The organism is Streptomyces sp. AK02-01A (genome assembly GCF_033795305.1).
Taxonomy (GTDB): domain Bacteria; phylum Actinomycetota; class Actinomycetes; order Streptomycetales; family Streptomycetaceae; genus Streptomyces.
Genome location: NZ_JARBAE010000024.1, coordinates 58,970 through 84,156 on the forward strand (window position 1 = coordinate 58,970; position 25,187 = coordinate 84,156).

A 25,187-nucleotide genomic window follows, 5' to 3' on the forward strand; every position below is an offset into this window, starting at 1 on the left:
AGACCGCGCGAGCGGCAGACTTGCTCCATGACCGCATCGGACGCCAAGGCTGACCTTCACTTTTACCTGCAGTCCGCCCGCGATGCCCTGCTGTGGAAGCTCGAAGGGCTCTCGGAGTACGACATCCGCCGTCCGCTGACGCCGACCGGCACCAACCTCCTGGGCCTGGTGAAACACATGGCCGGCGTGGAGCTGGGCTACCTCGGCGACACCTTCGGACGGCCGTCCGGCGAGCCGCTGCCCTGGCTCGAAGACGCCGCTGAACCCAACGCGGACATGTGGGCCACCGCCGGTGAATCGCGCGAGCACATCGTGGAGCTCTACCGCCGGGCGTGGGCGCACGCGGACGCCACGATCGACGCGCTGGCTCTGGACACGACCGGCAGGGTGCCGTGGTGGCCGAGCGGCAGAGACGAGGTGACGTTGCATCACGCCGTCGTGCGCGTGATCGCTGATACGCACCGGCACGCCGGGCACGCCGACATCATCCGGGAACTCATGGACGGTGTGGTGGGGATGAACAAGGGCAACGACAGCATGGCGCCGGGCGATTCGGCGTGGTGGGAGGAGTATCGAAGCCGGCTGGAGCGCGCGGCTCAGGAGGCCGACCGTAACGTGTGACGCCGGACCGGACAGAACGCGTGACGCCGACCGCCTGAGATGCCTCAGGTCGAGCGAGACGCCCGGTGTTCGTCCGTCTCGCTCGACCTGATGTCTTCTGTCACGATCCGTCGGGTTTGTGGGCAAGGAAGAAGGCTTGCCGGCCCTGCCGGGGTTTCTCGCTCTCGTCAGGTTCGCGGATCAACTGGGCGTCCAGGACGAGTCCGGCTCTGCTCATGAGGTCGGCGACGTGATCGGGAGACATCCAGTAGACATCGAGCGACAGTTCATGGCCGTATCCCCGGTCCAGATGCCGACGCAGGTCTCCAGCCTTGAACGCCAGGAGCATATGGCCGCCAGGGGCCAGCACCCGGTGGCACTCCGCGAACACGGTCGGCAGCAGCTCCGGTGGTGTGTGGACGGTTGAGTACCAGGCGACGACGCCGCCGAGAGCGTCGTCCTTCAGGTCCAGAGCGGTCATCGATCCCTCTTCGAACCGAAGTCCTGGGTGCGTTCGACGGGCGACCGCGATCATCTCGGGTGACAGATCGATGCCGAAGATGTCCACGCCCAGAGCGTGGAGATGGGCCGTGACGCGACCGGGGCCACAGCCGAGCTCGGCGACCGGCCCGCTGTCTGGCGTCCGCACGGATTCGGCGAACGCGGCGAGCATCGCGCGGTCCAGCGGTTTGGTGTTCAGTTCGTCGCGGAGGAGTCTCTCGTAGTCGATGGCGACGATGTCGTAGGCGGTCCGAGTGGCGTGCAGATAGGTCGCTTCGGTCATGGCGGAGGACTCTAAGGGCTGGGTGGCTCCCGCCGGTGGCCTCATCCGCCGGATTCGGCGTGAGGCAGAGTTCAGCGTGAGGCAGAGAAGAGAATGGCCCTTGTCGCGCAACGAACACTGCCCCGGCCGCACGGAGGCTCGTCACCCACCGCGCTGAGACATATGGCGGTGTGACGCGCGAGGGGGAGGAGGATGTCCGTATGCGGCGGACGAAGAAGGAAAGGGGCGCACTCGCTCCTTTCCACTCTCAACGTATAGCGCACTGGGGGGCTTGCGGCAAGACCCCGGTCGTGCCGCAGAATCGCCGACCGAGGCCGGAATCCATGGAAATCGAGACTCGCGACATGTGCGTGGTGCCACCTCGGGCGGAGCGTGGACCGTCATGGCCAGCGGGGTCGGCACACCGTTCCAGACGCCTCACCGCGCGCAACGCCGCAAGCGACCTCATATCGGAGCTGATGAGTGAACCCCCTGACTACCAGCGCGTTTGACCTTCCCGACCATCTCTCGCCCAAGGCCGACCCGACGCTGATCGCCGGCGATGAGCAGCACTTCGCGGCCATCGCGGAGTGCCTTGAGGAGTCGATCGCCGATCTGTCCGACCTCCTCGCCGCCGAGCGCAGGGCTCCCGGCGGCGCGGGCCGGCAGGCGATGGACCGGGACATGGAGATCCACCGGCTGACCGCTCGCCTGCGCGCACTGCGTCGCTTCGGTCTGGACCTGTGTCTCGGACACATGGTCAGCGCGGACGACCCGGAGCCCGTGTACGTCGGACGACTCGGCCTTACGGACCGCACGGGTCGTCGGCTGCTGCTCGACTGGCGCTCTCCGGCGGTCGAGCCGTTCTTCGGAGCCACTCACGCCAACCCGATGGGTCTGGCGAGCCGCCGCAGATATCGTTGGACCCGCGGCCGGATCAGCGACTACTGGGACGAGGTGTTCACCTCGGACGGCTTCGCCGGGCACGCCGCGCTCGATGACCAGTCCGCCTTCATCGCCAGCCTGGGCGGCAACCGGTCGACCCGGATGCGAGACGTGCTCGGCACCATCCAGGCCGACCAGGACGCCATCATCCGCGCGGGATCCCGTGGCGCGCTCGTCGTCGACGGCGGTCCGGGTACCGGCAAGACGGTCGTCGCTCTGCACCGCTCCGCCTACCTCCTCTACTCCGATCCTCGCCTCGGTCACCGCCGGGGCGGCGTACTGTTCGTCGGTCCGCACCAGCCCTATCTGGGCTATGTCGCCGACGTCCTTCCCAGCCTCGGAGAGGAGGGCGTGCAGACCTGTACTCTGCGGGACCTCGTCGCCGAGGGAGCCGCGGCAGCGATCGAGGCCGATCCGGACGTGGCCCTCCTGAAGTCGTCCGCGAACCTGGTGAAGGCGATCGAGACGGCCGTCAGGTTCTACGAGGAGCCGCCCACCACGGGGATGACGGTCGTGACCCACTGGTCCGACATCCGGCTGAGCGCCGACGACTGGGCCGTGGCGTTCGAAGCGGCGGAACCCGGCACGCCGCACAACGAGGCCCGCGAGCAGGTCTGGGAGGAACTGCTCGCGATCCTGGTGGACAAGCACGAAGGTGATGTCTCGCCGGACCTGCTCCGCAAGTCGCTGCGGCAGAACCGGGAGCTGCTCACGGCCTTCAACCGCGCCTGGCCGCTGATCGAAGCGGCGGACCTGGTCAAAGACCTGTGGTCGGTACCCGCCTACCTGCGCAAGTGCGCTCCCTGGCTCAGCCCCGACGACGTCCGGCGGCTGCGGCGCGCGGAGAACCAGCCCTGGACGGTGTCCGACCTGCCTCTCCTGGACGCGGCGCGGCAGCGGCTCGGCGATCCGGAGGCGTCACGGCGTAAGCGCCGGCACACCGCCGCCGTCGCCGCCGAAAGCGAGCGCATGGCCAAGGTCGTCGACGCCCTGCTGCAGACGGATGACGACGGCGAAGGTGTGGTGACGATGCTGCACGGACAGGACATGCGGGACACCCTGGTCGACGACACCGCACCGACCGGCATCGAACCGGACCTGCTCGCCGGCCCGTTCGCGCACATCGTCGTGGACGAGGCTCAGGAACTGACCGACGCGGAGTGGCAGATGCTGCTGCTCCGGTGCCCGTCGCGGAGCTTCACCATCGTCGGGGACCGTGCCCAGGCCAGGCACGGCTTCACGGAGTCGTGGCAGGAACGGCTTGAGCGGATCGGTCTCGACCGGATCAACCTGGCCTCTCTGAGCATCAACTACCGGACGCCGGCGGAAATCATGGCGGAGGCCGAGCCGGTCATCCGGGCCGTGCTGCCGGACGCCAATGTGCCGACCTCCATCCGCAGCAGCGACATCCCCGTCGTCCACGGATCCGCTTCGGAGCTGAGCTCGATCCTCGACACCTGGCTGGCGGCACACGCCGACGGGATCGCCTGCGTCATCGGCGATCCCGCATTCCGGACGACGTCCCGCGTACGGTCGCTGACTCCGGAGCTGTCGAAGGGACTTGAGTTCGACCTGGTCGTCCTCGTCGACCCGGAGGCGTTCGGCAAGGGCATCGAAGGAGCGGTCGACCGCTATGTCGCGATGACCCGCGCGACCCAGCAACTCGTCATCCTCACAAGCTCCTGAGCCGGCCGCGCGCGGCTCGGACGTTCCGGGCGGCCTGCGCATCCGACGTCATCGGGCACAGGATGTCGGGTCCGGAGCGGTAGGCGCTGCCTAACGTGGTGATCGTCAAGAGGAAGGGTCCCGGGCATGCTGGAGCGGCGGGGCGGCAAGCCGCCCGCGCGCCCCGACGAGCCGCGTCCTGTCTCGGACGAGCCCGGGAAGTGCGGGCTCTGACCTGGGAGGCCCGGACGTGGCTGAGACGTTGGGGGTCCGATGTCTCGGAAGAGTCCGGGCCATTCTGGTGTTCGCCGTCATTCCATCGAGGTGATCGAGGTGTTTGACAGCGAACCCGGCCGTTCAGGCTTCCTTGTCAGCGAACCTGGCCGCTCTTCGGTCCGATGCCTTTGATCCTGTGATCGTGGTGGGCGTTTCGTCCGGGGCGAAGGAGCCGCGGAAGGTGAAGGCGTGCGGTGCGGAGTCGTGGTCGTGGAGGTGCTCCAGCCTGGAAACCCCGTCCCGCCAGGTGGGTGTCACACCGTCGGAGACCCACCAGAACACGTAGTTCGGGCGCCCTGTCCTCTCGAACCAGTCGTAACGCCTGTTCAGCGCCTCACGGTGCAGACCGGTGTAGACGGCGTCGAAGGCGGAGCGCAGGTCGGTTTAGAGCGAGAGGGTCGTGGCCAGTGCGGTGGTTTCCGGCGTATGGCCCTTTCCGTACCACGTCGGCACGGCGAATTCTCCCCATGCGCCCCAGTCCGCCTCGAAGAGCACGCCCCGCTCATCGTCCGCCGCTTCAGCGTGCGCGAGGTATCCGGGGTGCTGACTGATCTTCCGGTAGACGGTCCCGCCAACCATCCACCTGCCGACAGCACCGCATGCGCTGCTGTCCTCGCGATCGCGGAGCGGCTCCTCAACAGCTCCCGGCCGGCAGTACAGCAACTGATCGCCGACCTCCTCGAAGCGGCCACGAAGTCGGACCCGCGCAGTGCCAACGTGATGCGACTGAACAACCGGTGCTCCTGGCTTTAAGAGGTCTGCTCCTACGTCACCCATCGCGGCACTACGACAACCGATCAGTGGGTGACCGATAGGCCTCGTGGCTAGGCTGAGGGTGATCAATCGCCAGCTTTGAAGCGCAGTCATGTGCCTGGCGCGACACCTGCATGGCGGGCATCCTCCGGCCTGCGGAGGAAGATCCTGCGATGTGGCCGCTCGATGTCCGTGACGACGATTGTTATCTCGTCGCCGACTTGGAAGGCCTCCGGTGGACCGGCCGCAGGCCTGCCGTGGACCTCCTTGAAGGGCACCAGCCCGACGACTCCGTCCCCGATGTCGACGAAGGCACCGAAGGGAAGCGCCCTGATGACGGTCCCTCGCAGCGCCTGACCCACCATCGTGCGGTCGGCGAAGGCCTGGAAGGGGTCGGGCTGGAGTGCACGCAAGGACAGCCTGGCCTCCGCGTTGTAGGTGTCGAACTGGAGGAACTCGCAGGAGACACGTTGTCCGGCCTCGACGACATCGGTGGGAGCGTCGATGTGTCGCCAGGACAGCTCGGGGATCGTGATGAACCCGACGCCGGGCAGAGTGGGATGGCCGGGACCGTCGTCTAGCTCCACGAAGATCCCGAACCGTTCGATCGCCGCGACGGTGCCCGACAGGATCTCGCCGCGGTGCAATGACTCAAGGAACGCCCAGAGTTCTGGGCTCTCAGACTGCCAGTCCATGTCCGCCACCCTGGCACACGGCGTCGAACCGACGGTGCCGCGAAGCGGCAACTGGCTCCACTAAATCCGCTGCCCGCAGCCAGGTGAGCTGCCTCAGCCGACGATGGCTTGATCGTCCGGGCGGTCCACCTCCGATCAGTGGTGGGAAGAGAAGGGCATAGCGTCAGCCCATTCCCAGAACGCGCCGGCTTCGGCCACCTCGCGTTCCATCGCCGCGAACAACTTCGAAGGGTTCGCCTGCGGAGGGACATCGACCGCCACGTGGCGGTCTCCGTTCCATTCGCTCAGCAGACCGGCGGCATCGATTTCGGTCTTGATCCGAGTGGTTGCTTCAGTCACCCGCTCCGGGTCCGGACCAGCCGCGAGGAGCATCCGCAGGACACGATGCTGCGAGAGCCCCACAACCTCACTGACCTGCTCGTCCTCCGAGAGGACCACGTGATCTCCGAGAGCCAGTCCATATGTGCAGAACGGGATGCAGGCGATGGAGAAGGTGCCGTCGTTGAGGGGTTTCAGCCAGAGCTGTTCCATCTGGCCATCCAGCCCGAACGGCGCCAGATCCGCGTGGGCGATGTAGTTGCGCTGGGCCCGACCGACTGGCTCATCGTGGACGATGAACACTGGCATGTGATCCGCTCCCTGATCGGCTTCGCAGTAATAATGCCGTCGCCGTCCAGCGGCACGGTCAGGGGCTCGATCGAACGGGCCAGGGTTGGCCGTCAGGTAACTCTGTGCGCGGGATCAGGCCCCGCTGCGGTCGGGTACGGCTGCGTACTCCTGCCACTTGTTCACCAGGTGGCGGGCTTCGTCCAGGGCGGGATCGCGGCGTCCACCAGGTGCGTATGCCGGAGACCTGTCCACGTGCAGCGGCACGTGGGCGCAGTACCAGGCCCGTTTGGCACCCGCTTGCTCGGCGTCCGTGCCCGTCAGTAGATAGCTGAGCAGTGTCGCCATGACCCGGCGGCGTCCGAATATGTAGACCTCCGGCTCGACGAACCAGCGGCAGAATCTCGATTCGGGGTCGTAGACGGCCGCGACCATGAGCCGCGAGCAGTCACAGAGCGCTGTGACGTAGCACTTCATCTGGCGGATGGGCGGTCGAGTTGGCGGGGCTGGGGGCATGAGATGGCGGTCCGCTGAGCCGGGACACGATAGTTGGAACCTGGCCATGCATGTTGGAACCGGGGGTCACGCCCCCGGGCGAGCCTGGATGTCGGTGGCATCGGGTTGGATGAGCATGTGACTGTCTATGACGTAGCCCACCAGCTCCCCGCCATCGCCGATCTGCGGGACCTGTGCCGCTCACTGGCGATGCTCGATGCGATCCTGAGCCCCGATTGGGAGGGCCGGTACTACTCCTTCAACGCCGGTTGGGCTGAGGGCGAGGAGATGGCCTCGATGCGCAACGGGTCGGGAGACGAGTACTCGATCGTGTTCTCGGCGGTCGGGGCCTATGTGCGGGGCTTCGACCACGAATCGCCGATGAGCCCCTTCGGCAACGACGGTGAGCCCTGGCCGGGTGTGATCGACGAGGTCCCCGAGCTCTTCAGGGCCTTCGTCGAGGAGCCGGCGTTCACCGATGAGGAGGGGGTGCCTGTCGTGACGGCCTGCTTGTGGCGGGGACCGACGGACGTGCGGTGGCACCACGGGACGATCGACTTTCCCGAGGGTGCTGTCGATCCTGACGGGGCGACGAGCCTGTTCGGCCTCCTGGTCGACCGGTCTCCGGAAGCGTTCCAACGCTTCGCTGAGGACTACTACGAGGTCTCCATCGACCTGGGGGCGGTGAGCCAGGTCCATGCCTTGCGGCCGCTGAACCAGGAACTCGTATCGTTGCTGAACCCTGAGGTCAGCTTGACGGACCTGGCCCAGGACATCTCCGAGATCGGCTATCCGCAACTGGAGCAGGAGTCTGCCTGACCACTGTCGATCTTTCGGATGAGGTGCTCGGCGTGCTGGAGCAGGAGCCCGCGTAGTGCCGTGAAGTGATGGATACGGCCTGGGCGGGCGAGTTTGCCCCACGTGCTGCTGCGCTGGTTGAGCCATGCCCGGCGAAGTTCTTCGGGCTGTTCTGCCTCGATCGTCCGTGGCGCGAAGAGCGGCTCGCCGCGTGTGACCTGTGCCCAGACGAACGCGGATGCCTCTTGGCGCTTGCGGTCGTCCAGGTTGGGCTGGACGTGACCGGGGACGGGCGGTAGGCAGCTGGTGATCTCCAGCCAGGTGTCGCGGGTCAGAGCCCAGTTGTGCAGTGCTTCGCGGCCTCTGCGGTAGTTGATCGGGGCGGTGATGGCGTCCAGGTCGCAGGCCAGGTTGCGCAGGGCTCTGGTGAAGTCCGTCGACCCGTGGTCGTGCATCCACCGGTGGAACCCGGTTGTCGTGCTGTATTGGCCGCCTTTGGGGTTGATGCCGAGGTAGTCGGCTGCGTCGCCCATGGCTCCGCCGGCTGCCCACTGGACGAGGAGGACGGCTCCGAGACGGCGCATGGACTTGGCGTAGGGGCAGGGCTCAAGGAGGGCGAGGTGCTTGTCGAACCAGTCCCGTTCCATGAGTGCGGGGACGTTCTCCGGTCGGTAGCCGTCGGTGCGGTCGGGGACTCTGGTCCCGCGCGTGCTGGTGCGCCGGTAGGAGCGGGTGCTCGGTGCGGCCGCCTGCCGCATCCTCTCCGAGCACGAGAGCCTGTGCCGGTCGAAGACCTGCGTCCAGGGGGTTCTGCTGGGCCTCCCGTCCCATGCGTCCCGCGTGTGCCGGGCCAGTACTTCGTCGAGGTCGGGGGCGTCGAGCAAGGCCGACGCGGCGGTCAGCAGGCCGGCTGTCGCGATCGCGTCCCTGGGCGGCCTGTCGAGTGCCTGCTTCCCGCCGGCTCCGAGCGCCTGGACGTGTTCGTCGACTGCCTCGCGGGCCCGGGGATCGAGCATGTCCCGACTGTTTGGCCAGGTGGTGCAGAGCAATGAGGTGATCACGCGCAGGTCGGTGAACCGGGAGGAGGACTCCTCGGCGGGTCGGCCGGGGCTGAGGAGGTCGAGCAGGTCCCGCTGCGTCTTGAGCATGCTGGTGCCGGGACGGAGCGGTCCAGCGGGGTCGCGCCGCTCCAGCCGGGCTCCGCAGGAGCGGCCTGTCCGGCCTCTTCCCGGGGCTGTGTCCGGGTCGTCGGAGAGAGCCGGGAGCCGGCACTGGCCTGGGTGGAGGGGGCCGTCTGCGGCCTGGGCGATCAGGTGGGGAAGTGTCCTCTGGAGTTCGTGGCCCTGTGGGCAGCCGTGCTGGAGGAAGACCTCGTGGATGGGGCAGGCGAAGGTGATGGGCAGGTGCCAGGTCGTCTTCCAGATGCCGTCGTGCTGCCGCAGGGGGCCGCTGTCGCCGGCGAGGCATTGCGGGCAGTAGCGGGGGAAGTCATTGAACAGCCAGTCCTCCCGCGTTCCCCGGCGGTCGGGGGTTGAGAGTGCCCGGGCGATGGAGGGATAGCGGCCCTGCCAGGGAAGGAATGTCAGTCCTGCGGTTTCGTCCTCGGTCAGTCGGGTTGCCCGGGCGAAGCGGTCGACGTCGAGGTCGAGCAGGAGCCGTCGTCCCAGCGCCGTCTCTGTGGGCCCTTTGATGCCGGTCAACCGCGCCAGCCGGATGGGCGAGATGCGCAGGCGGTGGGCCAACCGCAGGAGGTAGCCGCCGAGCGATTCGTCGGGCAGGGGGTCCAGGGCCCGCCCCAGGGGACGCTCGTGCCGGGGGTGCTCAGCCATCGGCGGCCTGCTGTTTGCCGTGGTCGTCGAAGACCGTGTTGTGTCCTCGTCTGGGCTTCTTCGGCGGCTGGACGTTCGGTGGAATCTCGGGGACCTCGCCGGGGTCCAGATCGGCGAGGTTGCCCAGGCGGATCGAAGTCCTGGCCAGCAGTTCCGGAGTCAGCCTCTCCTCTCGGCTGGCGATCGCCTCGGTGCAGCCGTCCTCGATCAATCGCCGCAGCAGGCCGACGATGCCGTGCGTGCGCCGGAACAGGTACTCGGGCATCTCGCCCCTGGTGAGCATGCCGTCGAAGGAGCGGAACAGCCGCAGCTGGTCCTCGATCCCGGCGAGGTGGTCCAGGAAGGCGGTGATTCCGGCCGGGGTGGTGTAGTCGAACGGGTCGAGGTCGACCATGTCGAAGCGCCGCTCGGTCTGGGTGGAGGCGGCTTCGTTGTGGCTCTTGCCGCGTTTGACGTCGGGGAAGACCCACTGCTTGGTGCGCGGGTCGATGTAGGCGCCGCGCAGGAGACCGGAGTTGGGGATGTCGACGCCGATCAGCACCAGCGTCACATTCTGGTCCATCAGCTCGCGGACCAGGCCCAGGGTGTCCTGATCGTCACCGCGATGGAGCCGGAGTCGGGTCACATCGTCGATGAGCAAGGCGGTGGTCTCGTGGTCCCTGACCGCGTCGCGGACCGAGCGGATCAGGTCGTCCAGGTGCTTGGGGTGGGGGTCGCCGTAGATGTCCAGGATGGTCTTGCACAATGCCTTCGGCGTCGCCCGGACCGGCAGTCGACAGTAGGCGACCGGAACGAACACATCACGGGTGCCGGGGAGTTGGAGCTGGTCAGGGAGGACCTGCTGGTGGACCGAGCGCCATAGGTCCTCGAAGATCGCAGCCGCGTTGCAGGCGGTCTCGGTCTTGCCCTGGAAGCCGCCGCCGTTGACCATCAGGCCGTCGCGGGTGCCGGGCATGAACTTCAACGCGTTGTTCTCCAGCCGACCGCGCATCAGGTCGGAGACCCGGATGCTCATCGGTGTCTCCTGCAGGCGCATGTTGACGTGCGTGGCCGTGCGGTGCAGGTTGTGCAGGCCGCGACGCCGGGGAGTGAGATCGGAGTATTCCTTCAGCGAGAGCCGTGGGGCGGGGACGAACGTGTCGCGGATCTGCCTCCACTGCTGCCAGCCCTCCCACCTGGTGCGGTCCGGGGGCGGCCCGACCCGCAGGAACGGGACGATCGGACTCTCGTCCTCCTCTGGCCGGTCGGCCACTGCTGCCCCTCCCCGTCGCTCCGGTCGTCGTCGGGCAGCAGGAAGACGTTGCGCTCCCGGAAACTGGACCCCAGCGGTGGCGGGATCTTCGGGTGTCGGGGACGGCGGCCTCCCGCCTGCGGCGGCGCTCGGCGTCGAGGCTCTCCTGGGTCTGCCGAGCGCGTTGCGGCCACTGCAACGTGGCCACCGTCGTCTGTTCCTCGGCCCGGGCGGGTGCCGTGGCGGGGCGATCGCTCTCGGCTGCTTTGGCCTGGGCGACCTCGCGGGCGTGCTCGGTGCGCTGCGACTTGTTCAGCTGGGTGGGCCACTGGCTGACCGGGATCTTGGAGCCGATCAGTTCCAGCAGCACCGGCAGCAGTTCGGCGTCGGTCTTGGGCTTCATCCCGCAGGCGTCGGCCTTCTTCAGCAGGTCGTGGACGCGGGCGTCCCCGAAGGCCGGCATCTGCCCGACCGCCGGCAGGCCGGTCCAGGGCAGGGAGTGCCAGGCGTGGGTGATCGGATCCTGGAAGAAGACGGACCGCCGGTCGCGCGGGTCGCGCCGGATCAGCCACCGGCCCTTGTGCGTGCCGCCGCGTGTCGAGCGCTGGCCCCGGTAATCGCGCAGGGCTTCCTGGTCGTCGTACCAAAGTCCGCGGATCTTCACCCCGCGTCGGGCGTCGATGCGCACGTAGTGCGGCGGCAGCAGTTCGTAGAACAGCTCCGGGGAGGGGATCTCCATCGCGAGGCCGGCCTGCGCGAACGAGGCCGCGAACAGGGAGTTCGGGCTGTGGATTCCGTCCGGGTCCCAACTGGGGGCGTATTCGCCCAATTGCCGCCTTTGCCAGACTGAGACGGTCCAGGTCGCGATCAGGTGTTCCATCTCGTCGACCGTCAGCACGGCGTCGGCCGCCGGATCGACGCCGCGGTCGGCGATGTCGACCCCGGTATAGCCCGTCAGCAGCTCGAACAACAGCTGCCGGCAGGTGCCGAACGCCCGTTCGCAGGCGGCCTTGTCCTGCGGGCGAAGGACGCGCGAGGGAAGGATGTTGCAGCCGAGAACGCGCTGCACTTCGACGAGATGATGGTTCCGGTAGACGGACCCGTGATCGGTGGTCACCGTCTCCGGGGCGAAGAACGGCAGGCCGGCGACCTTGTGCCCGGCGAACTCCGAGACCACGGCCGCGGGCAGCCCCGGATAGGGCCACTCCAGTTCCTCACCCCAGTCAGCGCGCATCGGCAGCGGCATCATCACGTCCCGCAGCAGCATCGCGGCGTCCACGGCAGTGTCGGAGACCAGCGTGAGCCGGAACGCGACCAGCGAATGCGTGTATGTATCGAGGGCGATCGTCAGGTGGGGCTTGACCGGGTCGCCGAAGACACCGTCGCGGACCATGACCGGCAGGACCGTGGTGTCCAGGGCGACGACCTGGCCCGGCCGGTGGACCACCACGTGTCCGTTCTTCATCGGCAGTTCGGCCGACCGCGCGTAGCGCTGACGCGCGCCGCCAGAGCCGAACCACTCCTTCCAGACCCGGCAGAGTGTGCGGTAACTGGGGACCTCCGTCGCGGCCTCGGGCTCCTCGCCGGTGTCCGGGTCCTTCGCGTCGAAGGTCTCCCGGACGTACTGCCGGATCAGGCGGTCCTTCGTCCGCATGGAGACCTTCGCCCCGCGCAGGGTCTCCTCGCGGACCGCGAGGATCGCCTCACGCACCTCCTCCGACACCGTCCGGTGTCCGCCGCTCTCCCGCAGCCAGCGGTCGTCCGCGCATCCGACCAGGCCGAACCTCCGGCGCCCGGTCTCCCAGCGGATGAGGGTGTGGACGCTGACTGCGTCCAGTCCCAGCAGCTTCGCCTGCTGCCGGTCCAGGGCTGCGAACTCGGCCGTCCTCGCCCGGCGCCGGCCCGTCAGCGTGGTGGTGTCCGGGTCGTACTCGGGCTTGGGTTCGCCCGGTCCCGGTCGCAGCGGGTCACCGCTGCGGAACCCGGTCGCCACTTCCAGGAGGTGGGCCATCCTCAGCTCGACGAGCTCCAGCCGGCCCTCTTTCAGGTCCTCGACGGACTTGGACTGGCGTCCCCGGTCGGCGCCAGCCGAGGCTGTTCGCGAAGAAGGCCGACAACCCGGGTGATTGGCCAGGAACCGGAAGCTCACCTGCTGGCGGACACCATCGGAGGCGACAAGCTGAACCCGGCCCAGGTGCGGCTCGCGCCGCTCGACCGTCCACTCGGTCCCGTCCAGGACCACTGCGGCCCCGGGCGAGAGGTCCAGCACCGTCCCGGTCGACCTCACGCCACCGCTCCAGGGGCCGCCACCACAGGCGAGCGGTCGGCCAGCGGCCGGGCGAGGTCGACGCCGAGCCGCCGGTGCCAGAGCAGGTGCAGCAACTGAGCCCGGGCCAGGGGTTCGTAGGTTGCCGCGGCTGTGAGTTCGCCGAAGGTCAGCTCCTTCCGCGCGGACGCCAGGAGCGCGGGTCGCAGCCCGAGCGGGTCGGACAGCGGTCGCCGCTGGGAGGAGAACGCGTCCAGAGACGAGGAGACGTGGTCGCGCCAGCGGGCGACCACCATATAGTGCCAGCCGCAGGCCAGGGCGACCTCGGCCGCCGCCGCGAAGGACTCCCGGTCCCTCTCCTTGATCAGGGATTCCGGGCGAACGTCGATCAGCCAGACCCCCTGCCGTGTCACCGCGAGGAAGTCCGGCGTGTGGCTCCTACGTTTGTCCGCGGTGCCGAACCGCAGCCTCATCGGCTGCGAGACGACATCGACCAAGTCCCCGGCGAAGTCCAGCGCCAGCAGCAGCCGGGCCTCCTCCAGGCTCTCGGCCCCGTGGTGACGGCCGGTACTGACCATGAACTGCAGGCCGGGCCGGTGGCGCTGTTCCCGCTGCCAGGAGAAACAGCGAATCGGATCACCATCCACCATCGGCGCCCGGACGAGGTCGCGCACCGGACAGCACACCTGATCCCCGCCGGTCTTCCACGTCACCGTCCACCGCTCGGGCCAGCCCTCGCCCAGGTCCAGGCCGACCCGGCCAGCCTCCACAGAGACCGGAACGAGGAGTTCGTCCCAGGCAGCGCGATGCGACCACAACGGCTCACCCCTCATCGTTCCCACCCCGCCGAGGACTCTCCGCGTGCGCTCGCTCGGTTCCATGCCCCCAGGAAAGCCGCCACGGACGCTGCGGGCCCGGGATGTCCGGAACTGGTTCCAACATGAATGGCAATTCATCGATGGTTGCAAGAAGCGTGGCCAGATGGTTCCAACAAGCGTGTCCCGCAGGATCAAAACCGCCAGGTCACCACATCGCACCGGTTCCAACTATCGTGTCCCGGCTCATCCGCTCTCTCACATGCGCCGGGCCGCCCCGGAAACCGGCTCCGGTTCGGCTGCGCCGGTGGAGTGTGCGGAGGGGTGGGTGACGGCCCATGCCGCCTCGATCATCCGGAAGGTCTCGTCGAGCGCGGCCTGCGGATCGGCCGCCTCACGGGCCAGCGAATAGGCGTCGATCACGAATCTGGCGATGGCCCGGCAGGCCGTGGTGGTCCGTGACAGGGCGGGATCGGCGGCCATGGCTGTTGCCAGTGCCTCTGCATGGCGCAGCCTCATGGACTCCTCGTACTCCCGCAGGGCGGGTGATGCGTCGATCATGTGCCAGATCGGGGTGGCGCTGTCCGCCGTGCAATGTCGCACCAGGGCCTGGACCTCGCGGCGCAGCGCGGGGATGAGCGGCTCGTGTGCCCGGTCGGTGACCGCCCGCGTGAGGCGTAGCTCGAAGTCTTCGTCCTGCTCGAACACCAGGGCCTCTTTCGAGGCGAAGTGGGAGAAGACCGTGGTGACGGCCACGTCGGCCTCGGCGGCCACGTCACGGATGCCCACCGCGTCGAAGCCGCGTTCCAGGAAGAGCCGCAGGGCGGTGTCGGCGATCTTCTGGCGGGTCGCGGCTTTCTTGCGCTCACGGCGCCCGTTCGGCACGGTCATGCAGTGACACTACCAGATACGAAACCACAACGGATTCGAAAGGCTATCCGTTAGTGTTAGTGTCTGCCGCATGAGGAAAGTGAGCTTCGCCGAGTTCGGCGGTCCGGACGTGCTGCAACTCGTGGACGCCGAGGAACCCCACGCGGGCCCCGGTCAGGTACGTATCGCCGTGCGGGCGGTGGGCGTGAATCCCGTCGACTGGAGGATCCGTGAAGGCCAGATCCTGGGGGCGCATCCGATCGAGTTGCCTTCCGGAGTCGGGCTGGACGCCTCCGGGGTGGTGGACGAGGTCGGCGAGGGCCTAGAGGGGGTCGAGGTCGGCGACCATGTGTTCGGCGAAGGATCAAGCACCTATGCCGAGTTCGTCGTGCTGTCGGCCTGGGCCCGTATGCCCGGGGGGCTGACGTTCGAAGAGGCGGCCGGGTACCCCTCCGTGGTGGAGACGGCGCTGCGCGTCGTCCGCGAGGTCGGCGTGCGGTCCGGACAGACACTGCTGGTCAGCGGAGCGTCCGGGGGAGTCGGATCAGCGGTTCTGCAGATCGCCCGCGACCGCGGCATCGTGGTGATCGGCACGGCTGGGGCCGCGAACCAGGACTATCTGCGCGGCTTGGGTGCCCTCGCCACGACATACGGTGAGGGCTGGGTCGAGCGAGTGCGGCAGCTCGGCCATGTCGACGCAGCTCTCGACCTGGCCGGCTCGGGTGTGATCCGCGAGCTCGTCGAGCTGACCGGGGATCCACAGAAGGTGATCTCCATCGCCGATCTCGGCGCGCCGGCGCTCGGTGTCCGGTTCTCCGGCGTAGCCGGGAGCGTGCCGGAAGCGCTCGCCGAGGCCGCCGACCTCATCTCGCGGGGAAAGCTCCGGATCCCGGTCGAGAAGTCGTACACGCTGGCCGAGGCCGCGGCGGCGCACATTGACAGCCAGGCCGGCCACACTCGCGGGCGCCGGGTCCTGATCATCTGAAAGCCGGCCCTGCCCTGCCCGCCGACTCATCTGCTCGGCCCCGCCAACTCGGCCACGCCTCCGCCAGATGAAGTGTCCTGTCCCAGATAACTGTGGGCAGGGCGAGGTTCTGACCTGCGGTGCTTACGGTTGAGTGGGACAGCTCGGCGGTCGGTGCCCCACTCAACCGTGGGCAGCGTGATGGTTCACCCGCGGAGCCAAGCCAGCAGGCGTCGTGGAGTCGGTCGCCATGTGCTGGCTGGCATGGATCGGCGGACCGATTTGGCCTTCCTGACTTGTTGGGCGAGTCGGTATTCGTCCGCCTCGCGGATGAGTTCGTGAGAGCGGATCTGGTGCGACTCGTAGTGCATGCCGCTCGCTCCTACTGCTGGAGCTCCATGACGTCGGCGACCACGCAGCTGACGTTGTCGGGGCCGCCGGAGCCGTTGGCGAGGGCGACGAGTTCGCGGACCGCCTGCTCGGGGTCGCTGATGTCGGAGAGCACTCGGCGGATTTCTTCGGTCGGCACGACGGTCGACAGGCCGTCGGAGCAGAGCAGGTAGCGGTCTTCCCGCTGTGCGTCGTGCAGACGCATGTCGGGGGTGCCGTCGACTCCTTGGCCCAGGGCCCGAATCAACAGTGACCGTTGGGGGTGGGAAACGGCCTCCTCCGGGTTGATGCGTCCTTCGTCGACCATCGACTGCACCATGGTGTGATCTTGAGTGATCTGGAACAGCTCTCCGTCGCGCAGGAGGTAGACGCGGGAGTCGCCGATGTGGACGAGGGCCAGCTGTGAGCCGGTCCAGAGCATCGCGGTGAGTGTGGTGCCGGCCTCTTCGGAGGAAGGGCCGGCTCCGGAGACGCCGTGCACGGCCTGCTTGGCCTGGTCGATCGCGTCTTCGAGGACGTTGAGGAGATTGCCCGCCGGGATGCTGTCGGTTTCGAGGCTCTTGAGCGCGTCGACAGCGGCGGCGCTTGCGGGGGCACCTCCGCTGCCGTAGCCGTCGGCGACGGCGAGCAGGCGGGACCCTGCGTAGACGGTGTCCTGGTTGCTCTCGCGGACAAGGCCGGTATCGGAAAGGGCGGCGTAACGGATGCCCAGGGGCTTGGAGATCGGGGACATGGCAGGGTCCTTCCAGGAGAGGTGGTCGATGAGGAAGGTGGCCAAGTCCCGCCGTGCGGCGATGTCGGCTTCGACCTGAGACCAGAACGCGCGGATCTCTTTGGCTGCCGGACCTGCATCCAGCGTGCAGACCTGCTGGATGCGGGCGAGAGGCATCCCGAGCCGTCGGAGCCAGGCAACCAGCCGGGCCTGATCCAGTTGCTCCGGTGCGTAGAGGCGATAGCCGGTCACCGGGTCGACGCGAGCGGGAGTCAGCAGGCCGAGCTCGTCGTAAAGACGCAGCGCCTTCGGCGACAGCCGGGACGCCTTCGCGAACGCCCCGATGGTCAGCAACCCCATGCTCGTTCCTCCTCATGCCAGGCACGTCGCCTGGCCCCACTGATGCTGTGGGCTCCCCCAAGGTGAAGGTCAACCAAAGGCTCCGTTTGGCCCGTCTGAATGGTCTCCCATTCGGTCGGAGGCTGCGTGACCAGCCGAGGACGCTGGTCCACCGTTGGGCTCGCCGGGCGGGCCCAAGAGGGCTTCGATCTGTGTTGCTGTGGCTGTGATGGTTGTGCTCAGCCATGTGCGGCTGGTGCCTCGGAGGGGCGTCTGCAGAGGGAAACGGCGGTGGAACTCGGCGAGGGCGTGTGTGGCGGCGAGGAGGTCGTCGCTGAGAATGGACCGTCTCCGGTGGGCTGATGCGAACAGGCTTATCAGGGTGATGTGTTCGGGGTATCCAGCTGCGATCCGCCAGGGGGCCGTCTTGTCCGGTTCGACTGTCGGTCCCTTGACTCGGACCAGGTCGTGGAGGAGTTCGACCCGGCGGTTGAGTCGGTAGTGGCGGTGGGCCAGGCCGCTCCAGAGCTTGCTGGTGGCTCCCTGGCAGACACCGGTGACGGTCGGGCCGTAGCGTCGTCGGAGCCGCCAGTAGCGGTGTTGAGCGCGGATGACGTCGGGGGTTCGGGACAGGTCGAGCTGCTGCTCGGGAGCGAAGACGTCCTTGCCGATCCAGAGGTTGTGGCGAAGACGGACATCGTCGTGGACGAAGCCCAGACCTGGGCGGGGAAAGTCCAGCCGGTTCGTGCGACGACGCAGTGGCGGCAGGCCCAGCGGAGAACGTGGATCGTCCGGAACGGCGGGCGGGGCCGGGCGGCGCCCTTCTGTGTAGAGGTCGGAGATCGTGTGGGCCAAGTGCTGTCGGGACTGCCCGCTGAGGATGCAGAGAGCATCGGCGCTGGTCAGACGAGACTCCAGCCAGCGTGACGGGGCCCGCAGCCGGGCTAGGGGGACATGGTTGGCTTGGGACAACCGAGCCCAGTAGGACGATTCGCATTCGCCGGGGAACTGCGGCAGGCCGATGGGCAGAGGACGGATCAGGGCCGGACCACGAAAAGCCGGGAACCGACGCTCGGGCCGCACCGACTCGAACGCCACCGGCCACAGCCGCCCCAAAGATCCCCGCTCACGGACCCCGGCCGCGCTGACGTACTCCAGCCCAACGTCCTCCGCCGACACCTCGCGCACATCCACCCGGACCTCCGGTACGACGCCAACCAGCCACTTCGACCGTAGAAGCGCCGTGACGCCGTACCTACACAAGTCCGGAACACTCCAGAACTTGCCTACACATGACTGGGACCCTGCCGTGCATGCCTACAGGAGCGGGACTGCCCACACATCGCAGAGACAGGACAGAAGTGTCCGTTCCCAGAAGATCTGAGTCGATGAGGTGCTCCTGATCTGCGCCTTGTCATTTCAGCTGGGACCCTTGGGAGCGTGGAGGGCCCAGTGGATCTGAACAGCGGTGAGCCTGTTCGGGCGTGAGGTCGGGCCGTCCCAGTAGTTCTGTCGGCCGAAGGGCTCTGGCCTGGGTCTTCTCAGTTCCACTGGGAATCATCTCGTAGGGCGTTGTGGTCCTCCGGCGTCATCACCAGCATCAGTGATCTCCCCAATGAGTCGGTCCAGCGGAAGAGGGCGTCGTTGGAGAAGGTGTGGGAGTGACGCTTCTCGCGGAGAGAGGGGACGTTGAGTCGGCGCTCGGCTTCTGCGTAGACAGTGTTGATTGTGCGCCGGTGCTGGCTGAGGTTCGCCCATCGGCGAGGCGCCCGTCGTGCTCGCCAAGCAGGGTCAGCCACCATGCCGAGCATGGTCACGAACTCCGGGTAGGTGGCGATGTACTCCCGCTCGTCGACGCGTCGCCTGATGATGTTCTCGTAGACGGCGTCCTTGGGAGGTAGCTGAGCGAGACGGTCGTTCCAGCGTGAGAGCTGGTGGGGCTGCTTCTTGTTCAGAAGCCAGGACCGGACCATGTGCTGCGTTTCCTTTGTCGCTGCTTCCAGGGTGTCGGGGAAGCGGCGGGCGATTCGCTGGTGTCGGTGTTGAGCGGTGACGAGTTCTGGAAGGTGGCCGACGCGGTATTGGCGGTTGCCGTCGAGCCAAATGCCGTGTCGGCGGCATAGCTGGAGATCGGCGGGGCGATGCGCGAGGACTGGTCCGGTGATTCCACGGCGGTGCATGCAGTGCGAGCACGCGACGTAGAGACGCCGCCGGTAGCGAATCACCTCGCCTCCGGTACGCGCCTCAATCCGGGAGATCGCTGGCAACAGCATCCGAAGGGTCTCGTGAGTGAGACCCGTCAGGAGTGCAAGCCGCGGCAGAACCATCGGAGTCCAGCGCCATAACGTGTCCGTCGCTTGCCGATCAACGCGTTCTTGAAGGGCGTCAGAGTCTTGGCCAGTTGGCCCGACGTCACGTGGTTGGCGGCGGCGAGGCGGTGCAGATACCAGCCGAAGACCTCCCCGTGGACCGGCGGCAGAGGAAGGGGCAGGAGCCGGACCGGGGCTTCCCAGGGTTCCATTACTCAGGCCGCCTTCGGCCTGCGGGCGTACTTGGCACGGGGGCGATCGGGCCGGGTCTTCTGGACGGCGTGGTCGAGCTCGATCTCGTCGAGCATGCGCTTGGTGATCTTTTCTGTGCCGGTGTCGATGGCGTCGACTGCAGCTTCTCGGACGAGCTGCGAAAGGCTTCCGATCAGCCCGCCGGTGCGTTCGTGGAGGTAATCGGTGATGGCGACCAAGGTGCCGGGACGATGAGCGTGTAGTCGCAGGGAGTTCTCCATGGTCGCCACCAGGGCCTGCCAGCGGTCTCTGTCCGCGCGGTTCTTGTGGCCGAAGGGCCGGGAGGGGATGACCGTGTAGCGGCCGGCGATCTGCTGCCCGCGGGTGCCCTGGAACAGACTGCTGGTCTCGACGTCGAGACCAGCAAGCACGAAGGTCGCCGCGATCCGTTCCGAAAGGCACTTCAGCTGATCGGATGCCTCGGCTTCGTTGCGGGTTGTCAGGTCGAGGTTGTGGATCTCGTCGACTTTACCGACTGCAGGAGCTCGGATACCGGCTCTGAACTGCGACGATTCAAAGACTATATGTCCGCGACGGCGGCCGACCACCGTCTGGTGTCGCCCGATGGGGTGGTTCTCAAGTTTGCGGAGTCGGTTAGGGTCTGTCCGGTGAGTCGGCAGGGTCCCCTTGCCTGCCTTCTAGGCTGGTGCCATGGACAACGGGCTCGCTCACGAGGAAAGCGCCTTCATCAACTTTCGACGCTATGTCCCAGATCCGAAGGAGCACGGGTTTCGGTGGGTTGACATCAAGCAGCTCCGCTTCTCCGCGGAGTCGGTGGATGATAGAGGGCTGCTTGCCGCACTGATTGGGCATGAGCAGTTCCGGGACGGCTATGCAGGTGGTGGAGTGCTACCTGACGGGTCCCGACACGGTCCGTATTGGCTTCGGTTGATCACTCCCGGCCTGTATGAGCCCGTCAGCCAGGAGAAGGCCGTGCAGATCCTGCGGGAGTGGGTGGATCCGCTCTGGGACGTACCCACCGAGCTGGAGGCAGATCTGCAGCGGGAGGTGTTCGCCCGCCTGGCCGCAGCCGATGGCATCTACTACCTCAGCGAGCTCGGTGATGAGGCAATTCATGACTGGGGACGCGTGCACGACTACTTCCACGAGTTCGTGGTCATCGACCGCTCGACTGGGCGGATCACGCTCTTCGTCGCCGCCGACGACTGAGGCAACCACGGGGCATCCTGACTCACATCAGTAGTGGAGCCACAACCGAATCGCCGCAAGAGTGACCCTGCCCTCGGCCGCTCCACCGAAGGGTGAGGCGGCCGAGGCCGTCGCGAGTCACAGAGCTGCGATCTGTGCTTCGAGGTCGGCGACGCGGCGGTCCTGGAAGCGGAGGTTGGATCGGGCGGCTTTGAGCCGCTCGTCGAGGGTGCGGTTGTCGGTGGTGAGCTGGCGGACGCGCTGTTTGAGGGTGGTGTTCTCGGTGGTGATCCGTTGGATGGCTTCCTGGGTCCATTCGGCTTCCAAGTCGCTTATTTGACCGAGGAGTTCACCGATCCGGGTGCGCTGGGCGAGGATCTCGGTGTGGGCGGCCTTGAGGGCGTCCTCGGCGTTCAGGGCGCGTTCGCGCCAGGTCGCCTCGCGTTCGTCGTCCTGCTCGGCGAGCATCTGGGTCCGGCGGTCTCCGGACTTGGCCATCGTCGCAGCGACCGCCGCTCTGGCCTCGGCGTTGTCGTAGAGGAAGGTGCGGGAGACGTCCGCGCGGCGGGCGACGGCGGCGACGCTGACCTGGGCTTTCTCGCGTCGGAGCCGGGCGATCGCCTGGTGCACGCGCTCAAGGGCGGCTTGGGTCTTGCGGCGGCGGGCGGCCAGGGCCGCCGCGGTGCGGGGGTCGGGATCAGTGGTGCTGTTCATGCGCCCTCCTGTTCGGGGTTCTCGCCGTCGGCTGTGCGCGTATCGCTGTACTCGTCCGGCTCGTCGCTGCCCGCGTCAGCGAGGTCGGCGGCGCGGAAGGCGGTGGACCACACGCGGTGGAAGTAGTCCTGGGGTTTGCGCAGGTCCAGGGCGAGGGCGTCGTCGAGGAGGCCGAGGCCGGCCAGGGCCTTCTCCAGGCCGTCGATGGCGCGGGCGGTGGGCTCGAAGTAGCGGTGAAGGTAGTCGGCGGTGGCGTCGTCGGGGGCGCCCTCGGCCAGAAGCCGCCATTGTTCACGCTTCCGCCGCCAATACAGCAGGTCGGCGCCGGACAGGACGAACTTGTCGCAGTTGTGGCAGTCGAGGTTCCAGGGGCAGGCGCCGCCGTTGACGACGGGCTGGAAGGTGCAGAACCCGCCCTCGGCCGGGGTGCTGCGGCGGGACAGGTCGATCGCCAGAGCCTGGGCCTGCTGCCGGGTGAGCGGGGTGGTCTCCCCGGCCAGGAGTTCGCCGGGCTGGGCGGCGCCGGGACCGGCAACCCAGACGTGCTGGAGCACGTTCTCCAGATCGGAGCTGGTCAGATGGACGTAGTGCTCCGCCATCCGGTCACTGACCTGCCCCAGATAACGGCGGATGTGGGTCAGGGCGGCGCCGTGCCGCAGCAGGCTGGTGGCCAGAGTATGACGGGCCTGATGGGGGACGTAGTGGCCGAGGTCCATCGCGTCCACCCAGGGCCTGAACCGGCTGTAGAACCACTGGTGGGTCAGCGACACCGTTCCGTCGTGGCTGCGGTAGGCCGTGGGGAATAGGGCCAATCCGGCGCGTTGGGTCCCGGTCGGCCGGTAGCCGTAGCGGGCGGTGAAGCGGTCCAGGGTCTTGCGCTGGCGCTCGGCGAGGATTTCGTAGAGGCGTTCGGGTATGCGGATCGCGGCGTCATAGTTGCCGACCTTGGTCTGGTCGTGCCAGAACATCGCGAGCCCGCCGTAGCGGCCGATGCAGTCCCACCGCACCTTGATCACCTCGCCGATGCGGCGGCCGGTGATGACGGTGGTCTCCCAGATGTCACGGGCCCCATTGTCATTGAGGTCATAGGCGGCGGCGAGCTCTGCGAGGTTGGCTTCGGCAGCCAGCGCCTGAGCGACTTCGTCGGGGAAGGGCCAGCGGGCGGTCCTGCCCGTGGTGGCACCGGCGGTGGGGAATCCGGTGATGAACTCCCTGTCCAGGCCCAGCTTGTCGGCGACGCCGGTGTCCAACGCGTCACGCAGCAGCTTGCGGATCGCGTTGAACACCACCGACCGGGTGGTCGTGGTCACGATGCCCGCAGCCCCGCCAGGCCGTTTGACCGCCAGCGATTCCAGTCTTTCGCGTTCACGGTGCCGCTGATCGGCGACGAACCGCTGGGCGTGCTCACCTCGAAGGACGGTGGGGTCATGACCACCGTCCGGAGCCTCAAGCTCCAGGAACACCCCCAACTCCAGCGCAGCCCGGCGATAGCCGTCGAACGGGCCACCCGATCTCGGACAGTGCGGCGACCGCAGCAGATCAGCCAGATAGTCCCAGGTCAGGTCCTGCAACGAGCGCTGCGGGATACTCGTCAGGTCGAAATGGCTCATGCGATGCGGGAACAACACCCCGAAGTGTTCGGTCTCCAGGAAGCCGGCCTCCCTGGCTTCGGCCGGAGTGAAATAGACGAGTCTCAGCTCGTGCAGGATCTCCTTGGCGATCGCGCCGGTGGCCGCAGAGGAACCGCCGGTCCCGAACTCGAAATCGACCAGAGAGTTCACCCTCGAGTTCCCGACACGTGGCCACCAGGGCGCGGATCCAGCCCAGATCCCATCGAGAGGGCCGGGTCCTCTGGGTGTGGACGAACAGCCCCCATTGGATCTCGGCTCGCACCAGGGGCCGCAGCCCGCGCAGATTGATCTGGCCCGGCCAGTGATGCGCGGAAACGGCAGCGCACCAGCGCCGGAATGCCGCCTGGTCGCCGTACTCGATCGGGACCGTCTTCCCGAATTTCTCGTATCGCTGCCACCAACTGTCCGGCATCGCGGCCCCGCCGGGCCTGCCGTCACGGCGGTAGCGGCTGCCGTGCCACGAGCACAGCCCCAGCGGGGAGTCGGCCAGATCCGGGCAGACGACCGCGCTGCAGGGACCGTAGCCGGGGCACGGCTGTTCGCCGCTCACCCAGGCGGCGAAGGAGTAGCTGTCGCCTCCCTCTTTCTTGAGCGCGGTCCACCGGCTCAGATGCCGCTGGCAAAGCCGCAGTTCATTGTGTGCGGCGGGCCGTTCAAGGCAGATCCGGCAGAAGGCCGCTTCCGTTCCGACATGCCGGTCCAGCCCCTGGGCGGCAACAACGAAAGCGGCTTTGCCCACGCCGCGTTCGCTGTCACCGGCCCACTGCCGCTGATGCTCCGAGCACAGGTCCGACCCGCCCGTCCGGGTGCGTTCACAACCAGCGACGACACACTCCCACCGGTAGATCGCGTGGCCACGCGGGATCACGATGATGTCGGGCCGGTAGACCGGGTCGAAGGACGGCCCGCCGATCAGCGCGGTCAGGATCTCCAACCGGTCGCGGCCGACCCGGTCCGGGCGCTCGGTGAACAGCGGCCGAAGGTACTCCTGCCGCCGCATCACGCCTCACCCCAGACCGCGCGCAGTGCGGCGTCGAACGCCGGGTCGTGGACATCGACGTGTCCGTAGACCTCATCCACCATCGCGGCCGATGCCCAGCCGCCGGCGTCCCGGGCGATCAGAGTGTTGCCGTCGGCGGCGTCGAGCACCGCGGACGTAAACGTGTGCCGGAAGGCATGGGGTTTCACGAGCCCCAGACCCGCGCGTTTCCCTGCCCGGCCGAGCATCCGCCGGGCTCCGACCGGCGCCCAGGGTTGCCCGGCGTCGGTGCCGTGCATCTGGACCAGGAGCATGCCGTGTCCGACCCCGCGCGGGTACTCGGTGGTGATGTACTCGAAGTAGGAGTGCACCATCGCCGGGCTAACTCGCTTGATCAGCCCGCCGGTTACCGCCCCGCGCTCGACCCGCCAGGGGTGTTTGGTCTTGGCCTCAGCCCGGTTCGGATTGTCGGGCCGGTGGCAGACGTGCAGGTGCGGGGTGCGGCACTCACCGCAGGCCGCGTTCTCCCGCAGGTGCAGGTCGACCAGGTGAAGCCCGCAGAGCTCACCGATCCGAAGCCCTCCGTCGGCAAGCCAGTCGACGACCAGCCGGTCCCGGGCGGCGTTCACCGTCTCCAGCAGCCTCTCCCTCGCCCCGTCCGGCAGCATCTTCGGGTGCCGGCGGTGCGGCCCCGAGGGCGCGAGCGGATTGGTCGGCAGCGTGTTCTTCACATGCCCGAGGAACGAGCGGCGCTTGTCCACCCGCGACGGCAGCCGGGACTGATCGAGCTTCTTGCCGAGCTCGCCGTTGACGCCGCGAGAAGCCTGCTGCAGGTAGAAGCCCTTCAGGCAGGCCGCCGCGGTCGACAGCGCCGAGCGGCCGTAGGGGCGCTTGCCCACCCGCCACGGTTCCCCGAGTGGCATGCGGACCTCGGCGCCGACGATGCCCATGTACCGTTCAAGGTCCCGAAGTTGGACCGTGCCGAAGCCCAGGCACTCGCGCTCCAGCCACCGCAGGTGGTCCACCAGGTAGTACGCGTAGGTCTTCTGTGTGCCCGATCCCTCGTGCTCACGCAGGAACCGGTCCGCCTCCATGTGCAGCGTCCCCTCGGGCCAGACGATCGTCCACGACCGCCGCCCTC

At 67.7% G+C, this 25,187-nt stretch carries 22 protein-coding genes and 1 pseudogene; 7 read left to right on the plus strand and 16 right to left on the minus strand.

Translation table 11 applies throughout. The annotated features are described in order from the left end of the window. The first annotated feature begins 27 nt into the window (after positions 1-27). Positions 28-621, plus strand: coding sequence for a DinB family protein (locus PV679_RS21995; protein WP_319682064.1), 594 nt, complete (start codon positions 28-30; stop codon positions 619-621). Positions 622-721: 100 nt separating this feature from the next. On the opposite strand, the gene PV679_RS22000 is transcribed toward PV679_RS21995, so the two are convergent. Continuing rightward, on the minus strand, positions 722-1,384 hold the full coding sequence (locus PV679_RS22000) for a class I SAM-dependent methyltransferase (protein WP_319682065.1): 663 nt from the start codon (positions 1,382-1,384) through the stop codon (positions 722-724). 462 nt (positions 1,385-1,846) lie between these two features. Between PV679_RS22000 and helR the strand changes: the two genes are divergently transcribed. Beyond that, positions 1,847-3,994: an RNA polymerase recycling motor ATPase HelR gene (helR, locus tag PV679_RS22005; RefSeq protein ID WP_319682066.1), complete on the plus strand. Its 2,148-nt coding sequence runs from the start codon at positions 1,847-1,849 to the stop codon at positions 3,992-3,994. Between the two features lie 336 nt (positions 3,995-4,330). On the opposite strand, the pseudogene PV679_RS22010 reads toward helR, so the two are convergent. The 4 genes and pseudogenes from PV679_RS22010 to PV679_RS22025 all read right to left on the minus strand — a co-directional run bounded on the left by PV679_RS22010 (position 4,331) and on the right by PV679_RS22025 (position 6,780). Beyond that, positions 4,331-4,912, minus strand: a pseudogene (locus PV679_RS22010) (DUF3291 domain-containing protein). Positions 4,913-5,112: 200 nt separating this feature from the next. Then, positions 5,113-5,697, minus strand: coding sequence for a S1 RNA-binding domain-containing protein (locus PV679_RS22015; protein WP_319682067.1), 585 nt, complete (start codon positions 5,695-5,697; stop codon positions 5,113-5,115). 135 nt (positions 5,698-5,832) lie between these two features. Next, a complete protein-coding gene (locus PV679_RS22020) occupies positions 5,833-6,324 on the minus strand; it encodes a DUF4265 domain-containing protein (RefSeq protein ID WP_319682068.1) in 492 nt (163 codons plus the stop codon). Positions 6,325-6,438: 114 nt separating this feature from the next. Beyond that, positions 6,439-6,780, minus strand: a complete 342-nt coding sequence (locus PV679_RS22025) for a hypothetical protein (protein ID WP_319682069.1) — start codon at positions 6,778-6,780, stop codon at positions 6,439-6,441. 156 nt (positions 6,781-6,936) lie between these two features. Between PV679_RS22025 and PV679_RS22030 the strand changes: the two genes are divergently transcribed. Next, on the plus strand, positions 6,937-7,617 hold the full coding sequence (locus tag PV679_RS22030; protein ID WP_319682070.1) for a hypothetical protein: 681 nt from the start codon (positions 6,937-6,939) through the stop codon (positions 7,615-7,617). Here the strand turns inward: PV679_RS22030 and PV679_RS22035 are convergent. The 4 genes from PV679_RS22035 to PV679_RS22050 all read right to left on the minus strand — a co-directional run bounded on the left by PV679_RS22035 (position 7,587) and on the right by PV679_RS22050 (position 14,628). Beyond that, positions 7,587-9,425 (minus strand): TniQ family protein, encoded by a 1,839-nt coding sequence (locus PV679_RS22035; RefSeq protein ID WP_319682071.1) that lies wholly within the window; start codon positions 9,423-9,425, stop codon positions 7,587-7,589. The genes PV679_RS22030 and PV679_RS22035 overlap by 31 nt on opposite strands. Continuing rightward, a complete protein-coding gene (locus tag PV679_RS22040; protein WP_319682072.1) occupies positions 9,418-10,440 on the minus strand; it encodes an AAA family ATPase in 1,023 nt (340 codons plus the stop codon). The genes PV679_RS22035 and PV679_RS22040 overlap by 8 nt, the downstream gene beginning before the upstream one ends. 2,499 nt (positions 10,441-12,939) lie before the next feature. Then, complete coding sequence (locus PV679_RS22045) at positions 12,940-13,755, minus strand: TnsA-like heteromeric transposase endonuclease subunit (RefSeq protein WP_319682073.1); 816 nt, start codon at positions 13,753-13,755, stop codon at positions 12,940-12,942. A 240-nt stretch (positions 13,756-13,995) separates the two neighbouring features. After that, positions 13,996-14,628, minus strand: coding sequence for a helix-turn-helix domain-containing protein (locus PV679_RS22050; RefSeq protein ID WP_319682074.1), 633 nt, complete (start codon positions 14,626-14,628; stop codon positions 13,996-13,998). Between the two features lie 70 nt (positions 14,629-14,698). Here PV679_RS22050 and PV679_RS22055 point away from each other — a divergent pair, with 70 nt between their 5' ends. Then, positions 14,699-15,592, plus strand: a complete 894-nt coding sequence (locus tag PV679_RS22055; RefSeq protein WP_319682075.1) for an NADP-dependent oxidoreductase — start codon at positions 14,699-14,701, stop codon at positions 15,590-15,592. 361 nt (positions 15,593-15,953) lie between these two features. On the opposite strand, the gene PV679_RS22060 is transcribed toward PV679_RS22055, so the two are convergent. Continuing rightward, a complete protein-coding gene (locus PV679_RS22060) occupies positions 15,954-17,033 on the minus strand; it encodes a MerR family transcriptional regulator (protein WP_319682076.1) in 1,080 nt (359 codons plus the stop codon). A gap of 447 nt (positions 17,034-17,480) precedes the next feature. Here PV679_RS22060 and PV679_RS22065 point away from each other — a divergent pair, with 447 nt between their 5' ends. Beyond that, on the plus strand, positions 17,481-17,939 hold the full coding sequence (locus PV679_RS22065) for a hypothetical protein (protein WP_319682077.1): 459 nt from the start codon (positions 17,481-17,483) through the stop codon (positions 17,937-17,939). A 614-nt stretch (positions 17,940-18,553) separates the two neighbouring features. On the opposite strand, the gene PV679_RS22070 is transcribed toward PV679_RS22065, so the two are convergent. Beyond that, positions 18,554-18,985 (minus strand): hypothetical protein, encoded by a 432-nt coding sequence (locus PV679_RS22070; protein ID WP_319682078.1) that lies wholly within the window; start codon positions 18,983-18,985, stop codon positions 18,554-18,556. Between PV679_RS22070 and PV679_RS22075 the strand changes: the two genes are divergently transcribed. Then, positions 18,986-19,135: a hypothetical protein gene (locus tag PV679_RS22075; protein ID WP_319682079.1), complete on the plus strand. Its 150-nt coding sequence runs from the start codon at positions 18,986-18,988 to the stop codon at positions 19,133-19,135. Positions 19,136-19,536: 401 nt separating this feature from the next. Here the strand turns inward: PV679_RS22075 and PV679_RS22080 are convergent, their stop codons facing one another. Then, the gene (locus tag PV679_RS22080; protein WP_319682080.1) at positions 19,537-20,121 is read right to left on the minus strand and encodes a hypothetical protein; all 585 of its coding nucleotides are present in this window, start codon (positions 20,119-20,121) and stop codon (positions 19,537-19,539) included. 103 nt (positions 20,122-20,224) lie between these two features. Between PV679_RS22080 and PV679_RS22085 the strand changes: the two genes are divergently transcribed. Continuing rightward, positions 20,225-20,743: a hypothetical protein gene (locus tag PV679_RS22085; RefSeq protein ID WP_319682081.1), complete on the plus strand. Its 519-nt coding sequence runs from the start codon at positions 20,225-20,227 to the stop codon at positions 20,741-20,743. Between the two features lie 117 nt (positions 20,744-20,860). Here PV679_RS22085 and PV679_RS22090 read toward each other — a convergent pair whose 3' ends face one another. Genes PV679_RS22090 through PV679_RS22105 form a run of 4 tightly spaced genes read right to left on the minus strand, consistent with a single transcriptional unit; the run spans position 20,861 to position 25,140 of the window. After that, on the minus strand, positions 20,861-21,436 hold the full coding sequence (locus tag PV679_RS22090; protein WP_319682082.1) for a DUF6262 family protein: 576 nt from the start codon (positions 21,434-21,436) through the stop codon (positions 20,861-20,863). After that, complete coding sequence (locus PV679_RS22095) at positions 21,433-23,046, minus strand: tyrosine-type recombinase/integrase (protein ID WP_319682112.1); 1,614 nt, start codon at positions 23,044-23,046, stop codon at positions 21,433-21,435. The genes PV679_RS22090 and PV679_RS22095 overlap by 4 nt, the downstream gene beginning before the upstream one ends. Further along, the gene (locus tag PV679_RS22100; protein ID WP_319682083.1) at positions 22,976-24,067 is read right to left on the minus strand and encodes a hypothetical protein; all 1,092 of its coding nucleotides are present in this window, start codon (positions 24,065-24,067) and stop codon (positions 22,976-22,978) included. The genes PV679_RS22095 and PV679_RS22100 overlap by 71 nt, the downstream gene beginning before the upstream one ends. Beyond that, the gene (locus PV679_RS22105; RefSeq protein WP_319682084.1) at positions 24,067-25,140 is read right to left on the minus strand and encodes a tyrosine-type recombinase/integrase; all 1,074 of its coding nucleotides are present in this window, start codon (positions 25,138-25,140) and stop codon (positions 24,067-24,069) included. The genes PV679_RS22100 and PV679_RS22105 overlap by 1 nt, the downstream gene beginning before the upstream one ends. Positions 25,141-25,187: the final 47 nt, after the last annotated feature.

Bases quoted from the DNA above. Each gene is read 5' to 3' on its own strand.
- PV679_RS21995 (WP_319682064.1), top strand. From the start codon at position 28: ATGACCGCATCGGACGCCAAGGCTGACCTTCACTTTTACCTGCAGTCC.
- PV679_RS22000 (WP_319682065.1), bottom strand. From the start codon at position 1,384: ATGACCGAAGCGACCTATCTGCACGCCACTCGGACCGCCTACGACATC.
- PV679_RS22015 (WP_319682067.1), bottom strand. From the start codon at position 5,697: ATGGACTGGCAGTCTGAGAGCCCAGAACTCTGGGCGTTCCTTGAGTCA.
- PV679_RS22020 (WP_319682068.1), bottom strand. From the start codon at position 6,324: ATGCCAGTGTTCATCGTCCACGATGAGCCAGTCGGTCGGGCCCAGCGC.
- PV679_RS22025 (WP_319682069.1), bottom strand. From the start codon at position 6,780: ATGAAGTGCTACGTCACAGCGCTCTGTGACTGCTCGCGGCTCATGGTC.
- PV679_RS22035 (WP_319682071.1), bottom strand. From the start codon at position 9,425: ATGGCTGAGCACCCCCGGCACGAGCGTCCCCTGGGGCGGGCCCTGGAC.
- PV679_RS22040 (WP_319682072.1), bottom strand. From the start codon at position 10,440: ATGAGCATCCGGGTCTCCGACCTGATGCGCGGTCGGCTGGAGAACAAC.
- PV679_RS22045 (WP_319682073.1), bottom strand. From the start codon at position 13,755: ATGAGGGGTGAGCCGTTGTGGTCGCATCGCGCTGCCTGGGACGAACTC.
- PV679_RS22050 (WP_319682074.1), bottom strand. From the start codon at position 14,628: ATGACCGTGCCGAACGGGCGCCGTGAGCGCAAGAAAGCCGCGACCCGC.
- PV679_RS22055 (WP_319682075.1), top strand. From the start codon at position 14,699: ATGAGGAAAGTGAGCTTCGCCGAGTTCGGCGGTCCGGACGTGCTGCAA.
- PV679_RS22060 (WP_319682076.1), bottom strand. From the start codon at position 17,033: ATGGGGTTGCTGACCATCGGGGCGTTCGCGAAGGCGTCCCGGCTGTCG.
- PV679_RS22070 (WP_319682078.1), bottom strand. From the start codon at position 18,985: ATGGTCCGGTCCTGGCTTCTGAACAAGAAGCAGCCCCACCAGCTCTCA.
- PV679_RS22085 (WP_319682081.1), top strand. From the start codon at position 20,225: ATGGACAACGGGCTCGCTCACGAGGAAAGCGCCTTCATCAACTTTCGA.
- PV679_RS22090 (WP_319682082.1), bottom strand. From the start codon at position 21,436: ATGAACAGCACCACTGATCCCGACCCCCGCACCGCGGCGGCCCTGGCC.
- PV679_RS22095 (WP_319682112.1), bottom strand. From the start codon at position 23,046: ATGAGCCATTTCGACCTGACGAGTATCCCGCAGCGCTCGTTGCAGGAC.
- PV679_RS22100 (WP_319682083.1), bottom strand. From the start codon at position 24,067: ATGCGGCGGCAGGAGTACCTTCGGCCGCTGTTCACCGAGCGCCCGGAC.
- PV679_RS22105 (WP_319682084.1), bottom strand. From the start codon at position 25,140: ATGGAGGCGGACCGGTTCCTGCGTGAGCACGAGGGATCGGGCACACAG.